At 63.8% G+C, this 16979-nt stretch carries 19 protein-coding genes; 7 read left to right on the top strand and 12 right to left on the bottom strand.

The features are described 5' to 3' along the window. The first annotated feature begins 11 nt into the window (after positions 1-11). From EWF95_RS08745 to EWF95_RS08755, 3 genes are all read left to right on the top strand, one after another. Positions 12-341: a transcription factor S gene (locus EWF95_RS08745; protein ID WP_142443675.1), complete on the top strand. Its 330-nt coding sequence runs from the start codon at positions 12-14 to the stop codon at positions 339-341. A 607-nt stretch (positions 342-948) separates the two neighbouring features. Next, the gene (locus tag EWF95_RS08750; protein ID WP_142443676.1) at positions 949-1353 is read left to right on the top strand and encodes a hypothetical protein; all 405 of its coding nucleotides are present in this window, start codon (positions 949-951) and stop codon (positions 1351-1353) included. Between the two features lie 349 nt (positions 1354-1702). Continuing rightward, positions 1703-1999 (top strand): ribbon-helix-helix domain-containing protein, encoded by a 297-nt coding sequence (locus tag EWF95_RS08755; protein ID WP_142443677.1) that lies wholly within the window; start codon positions 1703-1705, stop codon positions 1997-1999. Positions 2000-2030: 31 nt separating this feature from the next. Here the strand turns inward: EWF95_RS08755 and EWF95_RS08760 are convergent, their stop codons facing one another. The 8 genes from EWF95_RS08760 to EWF95_RS08790 all read right to left on the bottom strand — a co-directional run bounded on the left by EWF95_RS08760 (position 2031) and on the right by EWF95_RS08790 (position 10901). Continuing rightward, entirely contained in the window at positions 2031-3887 is a 1857-nt protein-coding gene (locus tag EWF95_RS08760; RefSeq protein WP_221886635.1) for an NAD-binding protein, read from the bottom strand. A gap of 72 nt (positions 3888-3959) precedes the next feature. After that, the gene (locus tag EWF95_RS13555; RefSeq protein WP_165853305.1) at positions 3960-4097 is read right to left on the bottom strand and encodes a hypothetical protein; all 138 of its coding nucleotides are present in this window, start codon (positions 4095-4097) and stop codon (positions 3960-3962) included. Between the two features lie 61 nt (positions 4098-4158). After that, positions 4159-4767 (bottom strand): hypothetical protein, encoded by a 609-nt coding sequence (locus EWF95_RS08765; protein ID WP_142443678.1) that lies wholly within the window; start codon positions 4765-4767, stop codon positions 4159-4161. Positions 4768-4821: 54 nt separating this feature from the next. Continuing rightward, the gene (locus EWF95_RS08770; RefSeq protein WP_142443679.1) at positions 4822-5265 is read right to left on the bottom strand and encodes a chemotaxis protein CheW; all 444 of its coding nucleotides are present in this window, start codon (positions 5263-5265) and stop codon (positions 4822-4824) included. Between the two features lie 10 nt (positions 5266-5275). Beyond that, positions 5276-6679 carry a methyl-accepting chemotaxis protein gene (locus EWF95_RS08775; protein WP_142443680.1) on the bottom strand — a complete coding sequence of 468 codons (1404 nt, stop codon included), beginning with the start codon at positions 6677-6679 and terminating at the stop codon, positions 5276-5278. 154 nt (positions 6680-6833) lie between these two features. After that, entirely contained in the window at positions 6834-8498 is a 1665-nt protein-coding gene (locus EWF95_RS08780) for a response regulator (RefSeq protein WP_142443681.1), read from the bottom strand. Between the two features lie 71 nt (positions 8499-8569). Further along, positions 8570-9370, bottom strand: a complete 801-nt coding sequence (locus EWF95_RS08785; protein ID WP_142443682.1) for a DICT sensory domain-containing protein — start codon at positions 9368-9370, stop codon at positions 8570-8572. A 25-nt stretch (positions 9371-9395) separates the two neighbouring features. Continuing rightward, entirely contained in the window at positions 9396-10901 is a 1506-nt protein-coding gene (locus EWF95_RS08790) for a sensor histidine kinase (protein ID WP_142443683.1), read from the bottom strand. Between the two features lie 350 nt (positions 10902-11251). Between EWF95_RS08790 and EWF95_RS08795 the strand changes: the two genes are divergently transcribed. From EWF95_RS08795 to EWF95_RS08805, 3 genes are all read left to right on the top strand, one after another. After that, positions 11252-12136, top strand: a complete 885-nt coding sequence (locus EWF95_RS08795; protein ID WP_142443684.1) for a PspA/IM30 family protein — start codon at positions 11252-11254, stop codon at positions 12134-12136. A gap of 71 nt (positions 12137-12207) precedes the next feature. Beyond that, a complete protein-coding gene (locus tag EWF95_RS08800; protein WP_142443685.1) occupies positions 12208-13332 on the top strand; it encodes a hypothetical protein in 1125 nt (374 codons plus the stop codon). A 164-nt stretch (positions 13333-13496) separates the two neighbouring features. Beyond that, complete coding sequence (locus EWF95_RS08805) at positions 13497-14090, top strand: nitrous oxide reductase accessory protein NosL (RefSeq protein ID WP_142443686.1); 594 nt, start codon at positions 13497-13499, stop codon at positions 14088-14090. 36 nt (positions 14091-14126) lie between these two features. On the opposite strand, the gene EWF95_RS13560 is transcribed toward EWF95_RS08805, so the two are convergent. Continuing rightward, a complete protein-coding gene (locus EWF95_RS13560) occupies positions 14127-14273 on the bottom strand; it encodes a hypothetical protein (protein WP_185911748.1) in 147 nt (48 codons plus the stop codon). Positions 14274-14388: 115 nt separating this feature from the next. Between EWF95_RS13560 and EWF95_RS08810 the strand changes: the two genes are divergently transcribed. After that, positions 14389-14811, top strand: a complete 423-nt coding sequence (locus EWF95_RS08810; RefSeq protein ID WP_142443687.1) for a universal stress protein — start codon at positions 14389-14391, stop codon at positions 14809-14811. A gap of 24 nt (positions 14812-14835) precedes the next feature. Here EWF95_RS08810 and EWF95_RS08815 read toward each other — a convergent pair whose 3' ends face one another. From EWF95_RS08815 to EWF95_RS08825, 3 genes are all read right to left on the bottom strand, one after another. Further along, positions 14836-15747, bottom strand: coding sequence for a Vms1/Ankzf1 family peptidyl-tRNA hydrolase (locus EWF95_RS08815; protein ID WP_142443688.1), 912 nt, complete (start codon positions 15745-15747; stop codon positions 14836-14838). A gap of 48 nt (positions 15748-15795) precedes the next feature. After that, complete coding sequence (locus EWF95_RS08820; protein WP_142443934.1) at positions 15796-16140, bottom strand: DUF5802 family protein; 345 nt, start codon at positions 16138-16140, stop codon at positions 15796-15798. A gap of 173 nt (positions 16141-16313) precedes the next feature. Further along, positions 16314-16832: a peptidylprolyl isomerase gene (locus EWF95_RS08825; RefSeq protein WP_142443689.1), complete on the bottom strand. Its 519-nt coding sequence runs from the start codon at positions 16830-16832 to the stop codon at positions 16314-16316. Between the last annotated feature and the right edge of the window lie 147 nt (positions 16833-16979).

A 16979-nucleotide genomic window follows, 5' to 3' on the forward strand; every position in this document is an offset into this window, starting at 1 on the left:
GTAGCGCGGGTATGCAGTTTTGCGACGAGTGCGGCACGATGATGGTCACAGAGGACGGCGCGATGGTCTGCACCAACGACGACTGTGGGGCGACCGCCGACCGCGACGACGAGCGCGCCGACCAGTTTGTCTCGACGACCGAACAGAGCGGCGACGAACTCATCGAAACCGCCGAAAACGACCAGTTCGAGGGGAAACCGACCGCTGACGACGTGAAATGCGATGAGTGCGGCCACGGCGAAGCGTGGTACACGATCAAACAGACCGGCGCGGCCGACGAACCGCCGACTAGATTCTTTAAATGCAAGGAGTGCGGGTATCGCTGGCGGGATTATAATTAATATCGCAGCGAGACAATCACTTGGAGTTCTCAGCTAATTGGTAAAAACACATAGCTGCTGATACGTCCCCATTTGCTGTGCAAGAGGTAAGGGTCTAATCAGCACGAGAACTGCGTTGTTTTTTAATCCAAATCACGAATCAGCCGAGACGAAGCGTATGCTTACCCGATAGTTATTTTACAAACTAGGTCATACAGTAGATATCAATAAACCTCTTGTCGGTATGGGGTTCGTGTTTGTATCTGCATTCCTTACTGGCACTGTGGGTACAATCCTCTTTTCGGGGATTTTGACGATTGGGTTTGCCTCGCTCACGGTTCTCTCCTCAATAGGGCTCGGTATAACAGGCTATGCCATTCGCACGGAATAAATTCGCATCCAGAGACATGTGCATTATTACTCCTGTACTGAGCGATTCAAAAGAGGCCCTTTGAGCGATTCGCGCTGTACATCTTGCATCGTGCATCCTGACAGAAATCATATAGGATTATTTCACTATCTTCGGCAAAAGCCTAATTCTTGACAAGAGCAAATTGTTCACTTGTTAATATTGAGTATGATGTGTCCCATAGAGTTATTGCAAACCCGCATAATTAAGAGTAAAAATATGTCCACCCGATATTTTGATGGTGATTTCGCGACCGTTGAATACCATGATGAAATCAATGTCGTTATTGCTAAGATGACCGACTACCCTGGAGAAAATCAATTCCGGAAGTACATGGACAGCATCATTACTGCAGTCAATGAGACGGGCTGTCAAAATGTGTTGGCCGATACACGGGATCACCCACCGTTGCCGGAATCCGAAATGCGTTGGAGTGCCGAAAGTTGGGGCCCAAAGGCCGAGCTTGCTGGGGTTAACCAAATCGCGGCCTTGGCTACCCAGCATGTGGCCACCAAAATGACACTTGATACCGTCACAGAACAATCAACGGCTGACGATATTGAGCGTCAGTATTTTGCGAAGTTTGACGAAGCTGTTGAGTGGCTCACCAATGAGCCATCGTGAGTTCCAGCCTGACGAGTTGGGTGGACGGCCAAGCCCTGACCATTCTGCTGTGTTGAATAGCGTCTTCTGAGCGATGCTAAATCGGAACCGGGGTTGAGGCCACGACTCTCAACTACTCACACGCCGACTCAATTTCTGTCTCCCTCTCCGACCACCGCTATTCAACAGAGCAGATCAGACCGTATCCAACTCGGGATTATTCGCACGCCAGTAGGAACCAACCAGTTTCCAGAGCGTCTTGCTGCTGTCATTGTCAAGCGATTCGGCTTCAGCTGTTGGTACAGGTCGTTGGAGACGATGATCGATCCAAGCCAAAGTTTACGCATATAGCCACGTAAAGCATACGTATATGTCAGAAGCAGATTCTCCGGACGGAGCCGACGACCCCGAAACCGTACAGATCAATCTCCGGCTCAGTAAGGCGTTTCTCGACGACATCGACACGACGTGGAAAGAGGAGGGATTCAACTCCAGAAGCGAGTTCCTCCGGTATGCCGCCCGCGATGCGGTGAAACACCCTGCCTTCTCGCGGGAAGGGTGGAAACAGATCGCGGCGAGCGAACATGACCTCCGATCCGGTGACGCCGAACTCGTCTCCCGTGCAGAGGTCGTTGAGATGATGGATCAAGACGACCCCGAGCACTGACGGCTGGTGGTCACGCTAAATCGATCCCGCCTCAGTCGTGGGGATGAAACCGACCAACCGCTTTCTTCACCGCAGCGGAATCGCCGAGGAACGTAATCCGGTCGCCGTACTCGATCGTTTCGTCAGCATCGGGCACGTGGGCGTCGTCGCCGCGGCCGATCTCGGCGATGAGACAGCCGCCCGGGATCTCGTCGGTGAGCTCTCGGATCGATTTGCCGGCGATGTGTTCGGCGGTCATCTCGATCTCGATGATGTCGTGGCCGTCGCCGAGATCGTTCATCCAGCGGGCCAGTGCCGGCCGCTCGATCTGATTGTCCAAGGCGTAGGCGGCCGCCTGCGGTTCGTCGACAGCGATCACGCCAAGCGACTCGAACTTCTCGACGTTTTCGGTGTTGTTGACCCGAGCATACACGTCGTCGAGATCGAACTTCGTCATCGCCGTCTGGCAGATGAGCAGATTGATATCGTCGTCGGCTGTGACCGCGACCAGCCCTTTCGCCTCGTCGATCCCGGCCTTGCTGAGGGTGGCGGCTTCGGTGCCGTCGCCGGTGACGACCTGGAAGCCGGCTTCACGGGTTTTCTCACACTGCTCTGGGTCGTTGTCGACGATGACAACGAACTCGTTTCTGTTCTCCAGTTGGGTGGCGAGCGACCGGCCGACCCGGCCGCCGCCGACGATTATCATGCGCATTGGTGTCACTCCGAGTGCGTCGCCGATCTGTCGGGCAAAGCCCGCCTCGATGGCATCGGTCGCAAAGATGACGATGAAGACGGCCCCGAGCAGCGTCGCCGCCGCGGCGTCATCGCCGCCGGCGGCCAGCTCGATCGCAAACAGCGTCGCCACGCTCGCCGGGATGATCCCGCGCGGCCCGACTGCCGACAGGAACAGCCGCTCCGACCAGGTGAACTGCTCGATGCCGGCCGTCGAGATGAGCGCGACCACCGGCCGGATCACCAACATAAGCACCGCCACGAGAGCGATCCCGGCGACCCCGAGGCCCAGCACGGCCTCGACATCGACCAACGCCGCCAGCGAGACGAAGACAAAGGCGAGCAACAGCAGCGTCATATCCTCGGTGAACGACTCGATGGTTTCGCGGTGGGGGATGTCGACGTTGGCGAGGACGAGCCCGGCGGTTGCGACCGCCGCGACCCCGGCTTCGGCGGAGACTGTGTCGGCGACGCCGTAGGCACCGATGGCTGCCAGCAGGACGGTAAACCGCGCCGACCGGGTGCCGTCGCCCGGCAGCAGCTCCTCGCGGAGCAGGTAGTACGTTGCCCCGGCAGCCAGCAGCCCGCTGGCGACGCCGACCCCGAGCCGTTCGGCAAACGCGAGTAGCGTGTTCGGCCCGAAGGCCTCCCGCAGGAGGATCTCCTCGAAGATGACGACAGCCGCGATCGCCGCGGTCACGTCGTTGACGATCCCCTCGGTTTCGAGGGCCGCCGAGACGTGCGGTCGGAGGCGGACGACGGTGACGATCGGCGTGATGACTGTCGGGCCGGTCGCAACGAGCAGCGCGCCGATGAGGAAGGCGAGATCCCACGCCGTGCCGGTCAGCAGGCGGACGGCGACGGCCGTCCCGACCAGCGTGATGAGCGCGCCGACCGTCACCAAGCGCAGGGAGGCGGTTTCCGCGGCGCGGATGCGGTCGAGCCGGAGCGCGAAGGCCCCGTCAAAGACGATGACCGCCACGCTGAGGCCGACGACCGTTGTCAGCCCGGCCCCGAAGGTGTCGAGGCTGATCAGCCCGATCCCGACCTCGCCGAGGAGCAGCCCGCCACCCAGATAGAAGATGACACTCGGCACGCGCAGCCGACCGCCGAGCAGCTGGCCGGCGATCCCGACCGCGAAGATGGCAACGACTGTCAGTAGCAGGCTCTCTGCCACACTATCACATTCGGCTGCGACAGCAAAACTGTTCGCGGTCAGCGGGGACTACAAGGAACGGAACCGAGCCGATCAGGCCGTATCCGACTCAGGATTGTTTGCGCGCCGGTAGGAACCAACCATCTTCCAGAGCGTTTCGCTGATGTCCGTGTCGAGCGATTCAGCTTCGAGCTGTCGGTACAGGTCATCGGAGACAGTGATCTGGGGCATCACCAGCACATTGCGGCGACAGGGGTATAAATTTACTGGAAGTACAAATCGAGTTAATTTCCTAGCGATCGGTGAGCCGGGCGGCAAATTCGAGGATGCCAGCCCGGCCATGGTCGTCGCGGCGCGCCCGGAGTCGGCCGTCGTCGGCGACCGCGAGATCGAACCGATCGGCGACGGCGTCGACAGCGGTCTCGAATCGCTGTCGTGTCGGTGCCGACAGCACGTCAACGGACTCCCGCCGGCCGCCGTCAGTCGCCATCGTGGTCGACACCGAATCGGTGCCGGCGTCGGCAGCACGATACAGTCTCACCTCGACCGCATCCGTCATCGTCTCGGTCTGTAGCAGTCGGATCACGGTCGTCGAATCCCGGTAGATCGTCGTCTCCGGTTCGGGGAGTCGGGTCGGAACTGACACCTCGTCAGTCGCTGAGTCGGCCGTTGTCGACCCGACTGTTGGTGTCTCGGTTGTTGGTGCCTCAGTCGATGTCGCCGCAGTCGTCGCAGTTGTCGTCGATTCCGCGCTCGATGTCGAGGGATCGGTGTCGCGTGCTCGCTCGGCGGTCGCCAGCGAGTCCGCGAGTGAATCCGCGTCGTGTGCGGGCGTTGTGGCGTCGGTCGTCGCCGACGCGCCGGCCCAGTTCTCGGTCGGTTGGCGTGTGGTCGCGTTCATGAGTATGAGTGAAAGGGAGTGTGGTGAATCGCGGTATCCGCAGGTCGGGTCGTCTCAGGCGGTCAGTTCGTGTGGATCGAGCCACAGGGTGAAGCTGTCATCCTCGTCGTCCTTCAGGAAGCCCCGGAGAAACGGGCTATCGGTGACGCTACCGGCGTCGAGTGCGTCGCCGGCGACCTCGCTGACCTCCCGTACCTCCTCGACAAGCCAGCCGACCGGTGACTCGGTGCCGAGGGCGTCCTCATCGAGGACGATGATCCGCTCGGTCGCCTCGCCGCCGTCGGTCAGCAGCTGCCCGGTGTCGACCTCCAGCAGCGTGCTCGGGTCGACGATCGTTGTCGTCTCCCCGCGAAGGTCGGTGACGCCTTCGACGTGGGCCTCGGTGTTCGGCACCGATCGCACCGTGTCGCCGCCGACGATCTCGGCGACGTAGTCGATCGGGACGCAGTACTCCTCCTCGCCCAGCGTGAACGTGAGTACCTGTGTGGTGTCGCTCATAGCAGCCTCCTTAGTTGCGGCTGGCCTCGAAGTCGACGGTGTACTCCTCGCTGACCGCCTCGACGTGGGTGGCGATCTCGCTGACCATGCTGGTCTGTTCTTGGCTGGCCGCGGCGAGCTCGTCCATCTCCTGGGCCAGCAGCCGGGCGTTGTCGTTTGCGTCGTCGGTCATCGCGGCGATCTCCTCGGTGCTGGCGGCCTGCTCGTCGGTCGCGTCGGCGACCTCCTTGATGCCGTCGTTGATCTCGCCGACCGCGTCACCGATCCGTTCGAGGCTCTCGATGGCGGTGTCGACCTGTCCGAGCCCGTCGTCGATCTGCTTGTTGGCCTCATCGATGCTGTCGACCGTTTCGTCGGTGTTGTCCTTGATCCGGTTGGCCATCTCCTCGATGTCGACGGCCTGCTCTTGGGTCTCCTCGGCGAGCGTTTTGATCTCGTCGGCGACGACCGCGAACCCGTCACCAGCGTCGCCTGCGCGGGCGGCCTCGATCGAGGCATTGAGTGCCAGCAGGTTCGTCTGCTCGGCGATATCCTGAATCACGGCGACGATCTCGTCGATGTTCTCGACGCGCTCCCGAAGATCGGTGATATCGTCGGCGACCTCGCTGGCGGCCTCGTCGACGGTATCCATCGCGTCGATGGCGTCGTTGGCGGCCGCCTGGCTCTCGTCGGCCAGCTGGCGGGCTTTGTCGCTTTCGGCGCGCACCTGATCCGCGCTGGAGGCGATCTCCTCGATGGTCGCCGACAGGTCGGAGGCCTCGTTGGAGACCTGCGACATATTGTCGGCCTGTTCGCTGGCAACGCCGTTGACCTCCTCGGTGCTTTCGGTGATCTGGGCGGCCGCCGCCGCAAGCTCCTGCATCGAGGTCTGCATCTCTTCGAGGCGGTCGGCTTCGAGGACGACCACGTCGTCTCTGGCCTCCACGGCCTCGACCGGATCGATCTCGGGTGTTGCGGGCTCAACTGTCCCCTCGCCGTTCGAGCTCTGGGGTGCGGGCTGTGACTGAACGCCGCCGTCGGCGGCCATCGTCTGCTCGGCGTCGGCTGCGGCTGTCGTCGCTGGGCTGTCGGTCGCGTCCTGTCGGTCGACAGCCGGCTCGGGAGACGCTTCAGTCCCCGTCTCGCGGGCAGGGTCAGTTGTCTCAGTATCATCGGCAGCCTTGGTACCATCGTCGACGGTGGTGTCAGTATCGGCAGCCTCGATACCATCGTCGGCGGTGTCAGCCTCGGTGGCTTCGATACCATCAGCGGCGGTGTCAGCCTCGGTGGTTTCGACACCATCGTCGGCGGTGTCGCCCTCGGTGGCTTCGACACCATCGTCGGCGGTGTCGGTCTCGCCGGTCGGGTCGATTTCAGAGTTGTCATCGGTCGCGCTGTCGTCGTCGGACAGGAGGTCGGTGATGGTGTCGATCATCACTTCATGTGTTGGTGGAAACACACCTAACCGTACCCGCTATGTAGATAGGGGGACGCAGCTGAGAGGGAACCTATCAGTATAGGGCCAGGGTTTAGACAGCGACCAATCACCCGACAGCGATCACCCACAACCCCGAGTTGGGTGCGAGAACTCAGTCGGTGGTCGATCTCTCGTCGGGATCGAGCAGCGTTTCGATGATCCGGCGTTGGGCCGTCCAGAAGTGTTCGGCGAAGGTGGGCTGAGTGATCCCCAGCAGCTCGGCGACAGCCTCGCTTGAGGCCTCGTGGGGCCACTCGTAGTAGCCCGCCCGGTAGGCCGTCTCGACGACCTCCTGTTGGCGGTCGGTCAGTGTCTCGGTCACCGCGGCGGCGACCGTCTCGACCGACTGGCCCTCACGGTGGAGCCCCCGCCGGCCGACCAGTTCCAGCCCCGGATGGTGCTCCCCAAGGTGGTCGACAACGCTCCGGACGGTCACGCTCGGCGGGAGTTCGACTACCAGCGTCGCGCTGTCGCCGGCGGTGGCCGTCCGAACGTTCGCGCCGTAGCCGTCGACCAACCGCTCCCACCACGGGTTGGCGGCCGCGACCGCGAGATCTGCGGCCCCATCGCCGTCGACAGCCTCGACCGTCTCGGCGGCCAGCGTCTCCCGCGCCGCCGTGAGGTCACTCGCATCGAGATCGCCGTCGGTATCGACGCGGTACAGCGTCAACGGCGTCCCGTCGCGGCGGTGGCTCGTTTCGACGAGTTCGACACCGACACCCAGCGCGTCGGCCAGCCGAACAAACGGGAGGTCGGCGGCGGAGGCGTCGACGGTGAGTTCGACCACTTGCCCGCTGGTGTCGCCGCGGCGTCGCTTGCTGGCCCCGATGGCGAAGGCCGTCAGATCCGCCAGCCGCGAGAGCGTTTCGGCCTCGATGTCGTCGATCGCCGAGCGGCGGGTGTAGACGCCGAGAACGCCGTATGGCACCCCCTCGGCGATGATCGGCACGCCGACGGCGGCCCCAAAGCCGTGGTCAGCGGCGGTTCGCGCCCACTCGCTGTCCCGCGTTGCCAACCCCTCGGCGACATGTTGCTCGCCGTCGGCGATCGCGTGTTCCTCGACGGCGTCGGGCTCGCGGTCGGTCGTGATCGACAGGGCCTCGAATAGCGCGGTCGCGCCGGCACTCGCGCCCGATGCAAACGTTCCGTCGCGGGGATCACGCCGGCCGATCCACGCCGCGCCGTAGAGATCGTCGATGAGACAGTCACAGACAGCCCGTTCGATGGCCTCTGGCGTCGGCTCGGTCAGCACGGCTTCGAGAACGCGCTGGCTGAGCGCGTCAAGCCGCTGGCGGTGGTGGCTCCGTTGTTGGGTGCGATACTGGTCGACGAGGTTTTCGATCCGGGTCGCCGAGATGGCGTACTGCTCGGCGGAGCCATCCTTCACCATGTAGTCGCTCACATCCGCCGAGATCGCCTGTTTGGCGACCTCCTCGTCGCCCTTGCCCGTAAAGAGAATAAACGGGAGCTCCGGGTAGTCGGCCCGGACGGTTTCGAGAAACTCGATGCCGTCCATCTCCGGCATCCGGTAGTCGCTGACGATGCAGTCGATGGCGTCGAGATCGACCCGATCGAGGGCGTCGGCGGGCCGCGTTTCCGTGGTGGTTTCGATACGGTCGCTTTCGGCCTCCAACAGCGTCGAGGCCAGGGCGACGAAATCCTGATCGTCGTCGACGAGCAGGGTGCGAATCGCGTCGCTGTCGTCGGCTGTTGCCTTCGCCGGGTCGCGTGATGGCCCGTCGCTCACGGTGTCGTTCCCACATGTCGGGCCTGCCATCGCTTAAATCCACCCGCTGCCATCGGCGGTTCCGCGACCGGGTGGCCCCCCCGATTTCGCTATCGGGCGATTCATCCCGGTTCCGATGGCGGCATCACGAGATCGGTGATGACCTCGGTGATCCCATCGACCCGCTCGGGGGTGTACGTCCAAAACCCGTCCCAGCGGTTGTCGCCAACCTCGATGGCATACAGCGCGGCCGGCTCGGCGTCGCTTGCGGCGGGCGGCTCGAAGACGACAAACCAGCCGCGGCGGTGGAACTCGGTGGTGCCGGTGTGGGCGGTGACCGAAAGCGAGTCCGGCAACGCGGTGTCGCCGACACCGTAGGCGTGGACAGCGAGATCGGTCTCGGTGAGTCGCTCGTAGACACGGCGGGTGCCGGCTTCGTCGACAAGGCGGGAGAGCCGCTGAAAGCCGACCCGAAGCGTCCCCTGTCCCGCATCGAGCGCGCGGCGTTCGATCGCCCGCGAGAGCGCGATCAACAGCAGCTTCTCGGAGTCGGATTCAGGATACCCTGCCAGCCGAAACTGCAGGTCGTGGAGGGCCTGCACCGTCGGCGGCAGGGCGGCCTCGTCGAGCCCGCGGCTGCCGGTGATGTACACATCCGAGTTGACCAACAGCAGCGACCGCATCATCGCCGATGCCGAAGAGGTGGCGACGACCTCGCCATCGCGGACGACCGCGACCTCGTCGGTATCGTCGGCGGCCTGCCCGTCGGGCTGGCCGTCGGGCTGGCCCTCGGCCGTCGTCACCGACACCTGCTGGTCGTCGAACAGGCGCGAGAGCGCGTCCTGAAGAGGGGCGACCGATGCCGACGGATCGACCCGGATCGTCACCGACGCCGGCGGGAGTCGCTCGAATGGACGACGCATCGTCGGGGGTAGGAACCGGATCGGCTTAACTGTGATCGGTGGCGTGGTCGACGCCGGTGATCTCGAAGCGCGCGCCGCCGGTCGCCGATTCGGTGAGTGTGGCCGTCCAGCCGTGGGCCTCGGCGACGGTGCGGACGATCCGCAGGCCGAGCCCCGTTCCCTCGTCGGCGGTGGAGTACCCCGTCTCGAAGACAGCCTCGCGGTCGGCTGGATTGATGCCGGGGCCGTCGTCGGCGACGTAGAAGCCGTCGGGGAGCGTGCCGATCCGAACCGTCACAGGGCCCTCGCTGTGTTCGATACTGTTCGCACAGAGATTTTCCAGCAGTTGCTGGAGCCGGGAGGCGTCAGCGATCAGGTGGCTGTCGTCGTCAACGACAAGCGACGCCTGGTCGGCCGCGATCGTCGCCCACGCATCCTCGGCGACCCGCGACAGCGAGACCGGCCCGAGTGCGTCCGGGTTGAGATCCTGTCCGGTTTCGGCCAACGCCAGCAGATCGTCGATCAGCGTTTCCATCCGCTCGTGGGCGGTTTCGACCCGATCGAGCGCGTCGGCCTCAGCCCCCTGGGTGCGGGCGACTTCGATCCCGGCGGTCGCCACCGACAGCGGGTTGCGGAGGTCGTGAGAGACGATACCGGCGAAGGCTTCCAGTCGGTCGTTTTGTCGTCGCAGCCGGCGTTTTTGTTCCAGCTGGTCGAGTGCGGTCTCGACGGCCGTCCCCAACAGCTTCGCCAGCGAGACGGTTCGCTCGTCGAAGGCGTTCGGCGTCGATGCAGCCGCAAGAAAGACGCCGTGGTCGCCCAGCGGAACGGCGATCTCGCTGCGAACCGCGGTGTCATCGTTGTACACCGCGTCGGCGGCTCGAACATCGTCGAAGACGCGGGCTTCACCGGTCTTGAAGACCGTCCATGCGATCCCCTCGCCGGCCGCGAAGGTTGGCGGCTCGCCGAAGGCCTCCCGTGCGGCGTCGCTCATCGCCGCCGGTTCAAGCGCGTCGGCGGTCGGATCGTAGAGGTGGACACCGTTGAGCGACAGGCCGAGCACGTCCGCGGCGGCGGTGACGGCGACCTCGGCAACCGCCGGCGGCGTCTCGGCGTCAAGCAGCCGGCGGTTTGTCTCGAATAGTGCGTTCAGCCGCCCCTCGTGGCGTCGCTGATCGGTGATCTCCTCGATCGCCCCACTGAGCCGGGATGACCCCTCGCCGTCGACGGGTTCACCGTAGACCCGCACCCACCGTGGTTCGTCGCTGTCGAGACGCCACTCGCTCTCAAAAGCCGCCCCGGTCTCGATGGCGTCTGCGATGGCCGCCCGCACCGCCGGCTGGTCGTCGGGGTGGAAACAGTCAATAACGGCGTCGAGAGTCATCGCAGCCGGCGACGCACAGCCACTGATTCGGGCGGCTTCATCGGTCGCCGACAGGGTCTCGCTGTCACTGTCGTACACCCAGCCGCCGACACCGACGAGCCGCTCAACGGCCGCAAACAACGGCGGCTCGCTCGGATCGCTGTGGCGGTCGTCCATGGCTGTGATCATCGGTGTCGCTCCCGGGGCGGCAGCATCGGTGTAGCCGACGGGCTGACAGTCGGTCGTCGTAGAGGGGTAGCGCGCCCGGCGAGTCGTGTGCGTCCACCTGCTGTTTTGTTTGCTGACATTTAGTTGCTCTCCACCAGACTGGCTGTGTGGATGACCGCCCCGCGTGTAGCTGTGGCCGCTATGCTGATAGGGAGGCTGACGCGATCAGCCCTATCAGTATTGGGAACCGGATGAGTAGCTCGCGGATCGCCTGCCGTCTCGACGGGAGCCGAACCGAGCCCAGATCGGTGCAGACCGGCGGTAGACCCGGGGATCTCAGGTTTTAAGCATTGCGTGGCCCAACGGGGGGTATGGGAATCCTCTCGCGCACCTCCTACGTTATCCGGTCGAAGCTTAACGCCCTCCTCAACCGATCGGAAGACCCCACCGAGACGCTGGATTACTCCTACGAGAAGATGCGGGACGAACTCCAGGACGTGAAACAGGGGATCGCCGATCTGACGACCCAGAAGAAACGGTTGGAGATTCAGAAACGCCGACTGGAGGAAAACGTCGACAAACACAACGAGCAGGCCCGAGAAGCCGTCCGGCAGGATCGGGACGACCTCGCCCGCAAGGCCCTCGAAAAGAAGCAATCGAAGATGAACCAGATCGAGGAGCTCAACGACCAAATCGCCGACCTGCAGGCGACACAGGACGATCTCGTCGACAAGAAGGACAAACTCCAGGGCCGCATCGAGGAGTTCCGCACGAAAAAGGAGACGATGAAGGCGAAATACGAGGCCGCCGAGGCCTCCTCCCAAGTTTCGGAGGCACTCAGCGGCGTCGGCGACGAGATGGGCGATGTCGCCCGCTCGATCGAGCGCGCCGAGGAGCGCACCGAGGAGATGGAAGCCCGCGCCGAGGCGATGAACGAACTGGAGGAAACCGGCGCGTTCGACGACGCCCTCTCGGATGGCGACGAGATCGACCGCGAGCTCGAATCGCTGTCGACGAGCAAAACCGTCGACTCCGAGCTCGACACGCTGAAAGCCGAGATGAGTGACGGCGATGGGGGGTCGGCCGAGGCCGACGCCGACGAGATCGATGTCGATGACGCCGATCTCGACGCGGAGCCGGATGTCGAGACCAGCACGGCCGACGCCGACGACGAGCTGGCGGATCTTGAGGCCGAGGTCAACGACGCCGAGGTGGAAGCCGAACTCGACGAGCTCCGCGACGACGAATCGAAATAGGTACCGAAACGCACTCAAACAGCGATCGAAGCCGACCGAAGACACTTACGCCGGTCGGCTGACGAATCTGTATGCACCGCCGTTCCTATCTCGCCGGCCTCGGCGTGGGAGCCGCAACCCTCGCCGGCTGTGCCGGCGCGCCGACCGACCCCGGCAACGCAGTCGACGACCGATCAGCCATGGACGATGTGCTCCAGCTCGGAACCGGCTTCAGCGAGCCGCGGTGGGCCACCACCGCGATTCCGACCGACTCGGTTGGCGTCGTCGCGCGCTTTGAGAGCCGCGACGCGCTCCGCTGGCTCGTCGACGACCGCGAGTCGACACCCGAGGCTGTGGTCGATTTTCTCGATGCAACCGACTTTGATTCGGCGGCCATCCTCTATCTCCAGTCGGTCGGCCCCAACGGCTGTTACCGCGAACTCGCCGTCGAAGATGTCACCATCGACGACGACGCGATCACCGCGACCGCCAGCGCGGTCGACACCAGCGAGGAGGGAATCATGTGTACGCAGGCGATCACCTACCCCTCGGCGTTCGTTCGCGTCACCGGCGAGGATCTCCCGGCGGCAACGCGGGTCACACTCACCAACGGCTGGGGGACGACCGCCGAGGTCGACGCTGACACGCCAGTTATCGACCCCGACAGCCTGGCTGGCGGCATCCAGCCCGACGGCGACCCGCCGGCGGTGCCGGCTGCTCTCGATTGTGCGACCGACGGCTTCGAACGCCACCCCGAGTACGTCGACGACAGCGTCGCGTACGGTACGGTCACCAACGACAGTGGAAACCCGACGTTCGCGCTTCGGGCCCACACCCCCGGTGACGCTGGCGACGACCTCACCGTCGGGCAGGGCGACGAGATCGAGTTCCGGCTTGTCAACGTATCGAGCGAGTATCTGACGACGGGCAACAAACACAAGTACAATCTACAGCTGCAAACCGAAGCGGGCTGGGAGGAGATTCGCGGGACAACTGGGGATGCCGACCGCCTCCTCTATACCGACATCGGGATCGGACAACGCCCCGGCGAGGGGTTCACGTGGTCGTTTGAACTCACCGAGGACGGGCTACTCGCGGGCCACCCCCACGAGGACGACCTCACGATCTGTCCCGATCTCCAGCCGGGTCGCTACCGGTTTGCCTACTGGGGTGTTCCCGACGGCCATCTCGCGGTTCAGTTCGACTACACCGGGTGAGTGGTTACCGGAAACGCCCACAGCGTTTCGATGGGGGTTGTTCGTCGCCACACGGCTCTCGGCAACGCTGCTCAACCACCGCTATCGCTGGGTGACAGAGACAGCAGCACAAGCGAGCGTGTGTTTTGCAAACGGTTTTCGACGTTCAGCGGTTCTCTACTGGTATGAGAAGCAGACGCCGATTTATGAGTGGCGCGGCCGCCGCTGGCGTGCTCACAATCGCTGGCTGTATGCAAGGCGGAGCTGGCGGGCAAACACCGGATCCAATTGATCTCTCAGGCCAAAAGACGGACTTCCAAGGCGGGATGGTGATCGGCGATCATGGCGGCCCTAACGGCCAGATCTTCTATGCGGACACCGAGCCACAACCGCGGCAGGGTGCCCGTGTTGCGGATGATGTCCCTGACAACGTTGCGTGGTTTCATACGCTGGTCTACGGACTGTTTCCCTACCATTTCGAGATGCGTGACAACGGGGCCGAAGCGACCGCGATCTATGTGACCGACTATTCGGCGATTGAGTGGGAGCTGTCGCCCGAATCGATGACGATGCCGGCTCCGACAGCTCCGGAAACGTTCGCCGACGCAACGGAGCTCACCTACGTCGCCGACAGCGACGCACGGGGTGGGATGGGAGCGGTGCTCCTCCCGTTTTCCGACAGCGACGACGCAGCACAGTTTAGCAGCGAATACAACGGCCGGACGGTCAGCTACGACGAGATCGACAGAACACTGATCGCCGGGATTCGGCGTGGATAAAACAGCCACACCGAGAAGCGATATCGCCGAGCCGCCTCAAAACGTGATGATCTCGTAGTCGTCGTCGACAGCGAACGCGCTCGCATGGAAGTCACAGACGGCGGCGTTCGATTCGGTGCCTGCCAGAACGAGGATTGCTGGGTGTGCGACAGCGAATGGTGGCTCCAACGGAGTGTGTACCACCGGCCGTCGTGCGCTGTCGGCACACCCCCGGTTGGGTGACGGGTTTGATCGAGTCGACACGGATAGTGAGCCGGTCGGCCGTGATACTTTACGCCTGTCGGCGAAAGGGTCGGGTATGGCTCGCCGAATCCTCGTACCCCTGGATGGCTCGCCGCCGTCACAGGAGGCACTGCGTTACGCGCTGGATACCTTCCCGGAGGCAACGATCGTGCTCGTCCACGTCCTCACACCGGTCGATGGGGGTGTCGGTGCTGACGGCCTGCTCGGCAATCCGGCCGGCGTCGTCAACGATCAACGCGAACGCGCCGAGGAACTGTTCGAGGAGGCAGAGGCGACCGCCGGCGATGACCGAGTGACCGAACGCGAACTGCTGGCCGGCCGCCCCGCCACCGAGCTCGTCGGCTGTGTTGCGGAGCACGACATCGACCAGATCGTGATGGGAAGTCACGGCCGCGATGGGGCCGCGCGCCTGCTGCTCGGCAGCGTCTCCGAGACGGTTGTGCGGCGGTCGCCGGTGCCGGTAACGGTCGTCCGGTAGCCCGCTGGTCTTCACTGCGATCGCTCAGACCGCGACCAGCCGCGTCGTCCAGAAGTCGGCGAAGGCATGTTCGATCGCGTCCGCTGGCTTCCCGCCGGCGTCGGTGCTGGCGGTGTGGTCGGCCAGCTCCGCGAGCTCGCCGACGATGGCCTGCTCGCCGGTGAGCACGACCCGGTCGGGATCGCTATCCTCGATCAGTGTCTCGATCAACTCGGCCGATTCATCGAGATGTTCGTCGATCTGCTCGTCGCGGATGCGCTCGAAGCGGCTCTGAGAGAAGCCGCCCTTCGAGTGCTCGGATTTGACCGAGCTTTCGAACCCCTCGAAGTCGACACGCTCGCCGCCCTCATAGACGCCGACCGCACACACGTCGGCGCGAACGACCGCAAACACCAATCGCCCGACGGGCTGGAACCACTCACGGTCGATGTCGAACGTGTTGTCCCACGCGGTGAAGGCATCGGGCAGGATCGGCGGCCGGAGCGCGACCGAGACGATCCCGGCGTCGTCGGTGTAGTACAGCGTCGGCGCGGCTCCGCGAATGACGCCGGCTGAGTCGTCGCCGGCGGCGGTTGTGACAGCGTCTGGCAACGTGTTGTCATCGGTGATCGCCGCGCTGAGCGCGCCCTCCGGCCCTGTCGTGACCGATTCGAGGCGGTCGAGAACGCTTGCGAGGCGATCACCGCGGAGCGATTCGGCGCGCCGTGGCTCCCGATCGCGCTCGTCGCGTTCCTGGCTGCGTTCGACGCGGTCTTCGAGCTCGGCGATCCGGTCTTCCAGTCGGTTGACCCGCTCCTCGGCATCCTGCTTGTCGCTGACAGCGTCGGCACGGCGGTCGGATTCGGCCTCCAGCTGTCGCTCCAGATGGTGGTTTTCGTCCTCCAACTCCTCGATACGGGCCTTGAGTTCGGCGCGTCCGAGCAGCTTATCGAGCATGCCGGATGACCGCAGCCGGCGGACTTGAAACGTGGGGTCGTCGACCCGTCAGGTACCGGCCGCCGGCTCCCAGCCCGCATACCGCAACAGCTCCATCGCGCGCTCGCGGTCGGCGAGGAACACCTCGCGTGCACTCGCGGTCTGCTCATCAAGGAGTTCCGATGGCACCGCCAGCGTGCCGGAGGGAACGCCTTCGTCGCCGCCGACCGGGAAGTGGGCGGTGTCGAGCTTCATCACCAGCGGCGCGTCCAGCCGTTCGACACCCTCGTTGTCGGCATACAGCTGTTTGTTGACGGCCTCGTGGTCGGCCTGTTGGATGACGGCGCGGTCGCCGTCGTGCGGTTCGACGTACAGTTCGCCGAGGTAGTAGCCGTCGGAAAATGGTTCGAACATTCGATTCATGTCATGGTATGCCGTACCACAACATAAGCGTTGTCGCCAGCTTTTATCCCTAACCGCAATCAGACCGCCGGATCGACACTCAATCGGTGAAAACCTGAATATCAGCGCAAAATCACGAGGTTGTACCAAAGCCGCCACCAACAGTGGGTGTATCGCGCCGCCGATCAGTGCCACTCGACGTCGACCGATTCGAGGACAACATCCTCGCGCGGTTCGTCGTTGCGACCCGTCGGAACCGAGCCGATCTCCTCGACGACATCCATCCCGTCGGTGACCTCGCCGAAGACGGAGTGTTTGCCGTCAAGATGCGGCGTCGCGTCGAGGGTGATGAAAAACTGCGAGCCGTTGGTGTTCGGCCCGGAGTTCGCCATACTAAGGATGCCTGCCTTGTCGTGGGTGAGTTCGTCGTGGAACTCGTCGTCGAACTCGTAGCCGGGGCCGCCGCGGCCGGTGCCAGTCGGGTCGCCGCCTTGGATCATGAAGTCGTCAATGACGCGGTGGAAGAGCACATCGTCGTACAGCGGCTCGTTTTTGACGGTGTCGCCGGTTTCGGGGTCGGTCCACTCCTTGGAGCCGGTCGCCAGCCCGATGAAGTTGCCGACGGTGTTGGGCGCGCGCTCCTCGAAGAGCTCGACGGTGATGTCGCCGTGGTTCGTCTGCAGGGTCGCGGTTGGATTCGCCATAGCGAGATGTTGGCTGGGAAGCGGAAAACAGTGCTGGGTTGGATCGATCGATCAGTTTGCCACCCGAAATATCGGCGAGGGCGTAGCGACGTGATTGGGGTATGAGAGAGGGGTGACGTGATCATGTGGGGGTCGACACGCTCTTTG

The organism is Halonotius roseus, assembly GCF_006861655.1.
GTDB classification, from domain to species: domain Archaea; phylum Halobacteriota; class Halobacteria; order Halobacteriales; family Haloferacaceae; genus Halonotius; species Halonotius roseus.

What these genes read in the sequence shown, in the direction of transcription:
- EWF95_RS08825 (WP_142443689.1), bottom strand. Translation starts at nt 16,832, where the DNA reads ATGGCGAATCCAACCGCGACCCTGCAGACGAACCACGGCGACATCACC.
- EWF95_RS08750 (WP_142443676.1), top strand. Translation starts at nt 949, where the DNA reads ATGTCCACCCGATATTTTGATGGTGATTTCGCGACCGTTGAATACCAT.
- EWF95_RS08770 (WP_142443679.1), bottom strand. Translation starts at nt 5,265, where the DNA reads ATGAGCGACACCACACAGGTACTCACGTTCACGCTGGGCGAGGAGGAG.
- EWF95_RS08775 (WP_142443680.1), bottom strand. Translation starts at nt 6,679, where the DNA reads ATGATCGACACCATCACCGACCTCCTGTCCGACGACGACAGCGCGACC.
- EWF95_RS08755 (WP_142443677.1), top strand. Translation starts at nt 1,703, where the DNA reads ATGTCAGAAGCAGATTCTCCGGACGGAGCCGACGACCCCGAAACCGTA.
- EWF95_RS08790 (WP_142443683.1), bottom strand. Translation starts at nt 10,901, where the DNA reads ATGATCACAGCCATGGACGACCGCCACAGCGATCCGAGCGAGCCGCCG.
- EWF95_RS13555 (WP_165853305.1), bottom strand. Translation starts at nt 4,097, where the DNA reads ATGCCCCAGATCACTGTCTCCGATGACCTGTACCGACAGCTCGAAGCT.
- EWF95_RS08805 (WP_142443686.1), top strand. Translation starts at nt 13,497, where the DNA reads ATGAGAAGCAGACGCCGATTTATGAGTGGCGCGGCCGCCGCTGGCGTG.
- EWF95_RS08795 (WP_142443684.1), top strand. Translation starts at nt 11,252, where the DNA reads ATGGGAATCCTCTCGCGCACCTCCTACGTTATCCGGTCGAAGCTTAAC.
- EWF95_RS08820 (WP_142443934.1), bottom strand. Translation starts at nt 16,140, where the DNA reads ATGTTCGAACCATTTTCCGACGGCTACTACCTCGGCGAACTGTACGTC.
- EWF95_RS08800 (WP_142443685.1), top strand. Translation starts at nt 12,208, where the DNA reads ATGCACCGCCGTTCCTATCTCGCCGGCCTCGGCGTGGGAGCCGCAACC.
- EWF95_RS08785 (WP_142443682.1), bottom strand. Translation starts at nt 9,370, where the DNA reads ATGCGTCGTCCATTCGAGCGACTCCCGCCGGCGTCGGTGACGATCCGG.
- EWF95_RS08810 (WP_142443687.1), top strand. Translation starts at nt 14,389, where the DNA reads ATGGCTCGCCGAATCCTCGTACCCCTGGATGGCTCGCCGCCGTCACAG.
- EWF95_RS08745 (WP_142443675.1), top strand. Translation starts at nt 12, where the DNA reads ATGCAGTTTTGCGACGAGTGCGGCACGATGATGGTCACAGAGGACGGC.
- EWF95_RS08780 (WP_142443681.1), bottom strand. Translation starts at nt 8,498, where the DNA reads ATGGCAGGCCCGACATGTGGGAACGACACCGTGAGCGACGGGCCATCA.
- EWF95_RS08815 (WP_142443688.1), bottom strand. Translation starts at nt 15,747, where the DNA reads ATGCTCGATAAGCTGCTCGGACGCGCCGAACTCAAGGCCCGTATCGAG.
- EWF95_RS08765 (WP_142443678.1), bottom strand. Translation starts at nt 4,767, where the DNA reads ATGAACGCGACCACACGCCAACCGACCGAGAACTGGGCCGGCGCGTCG.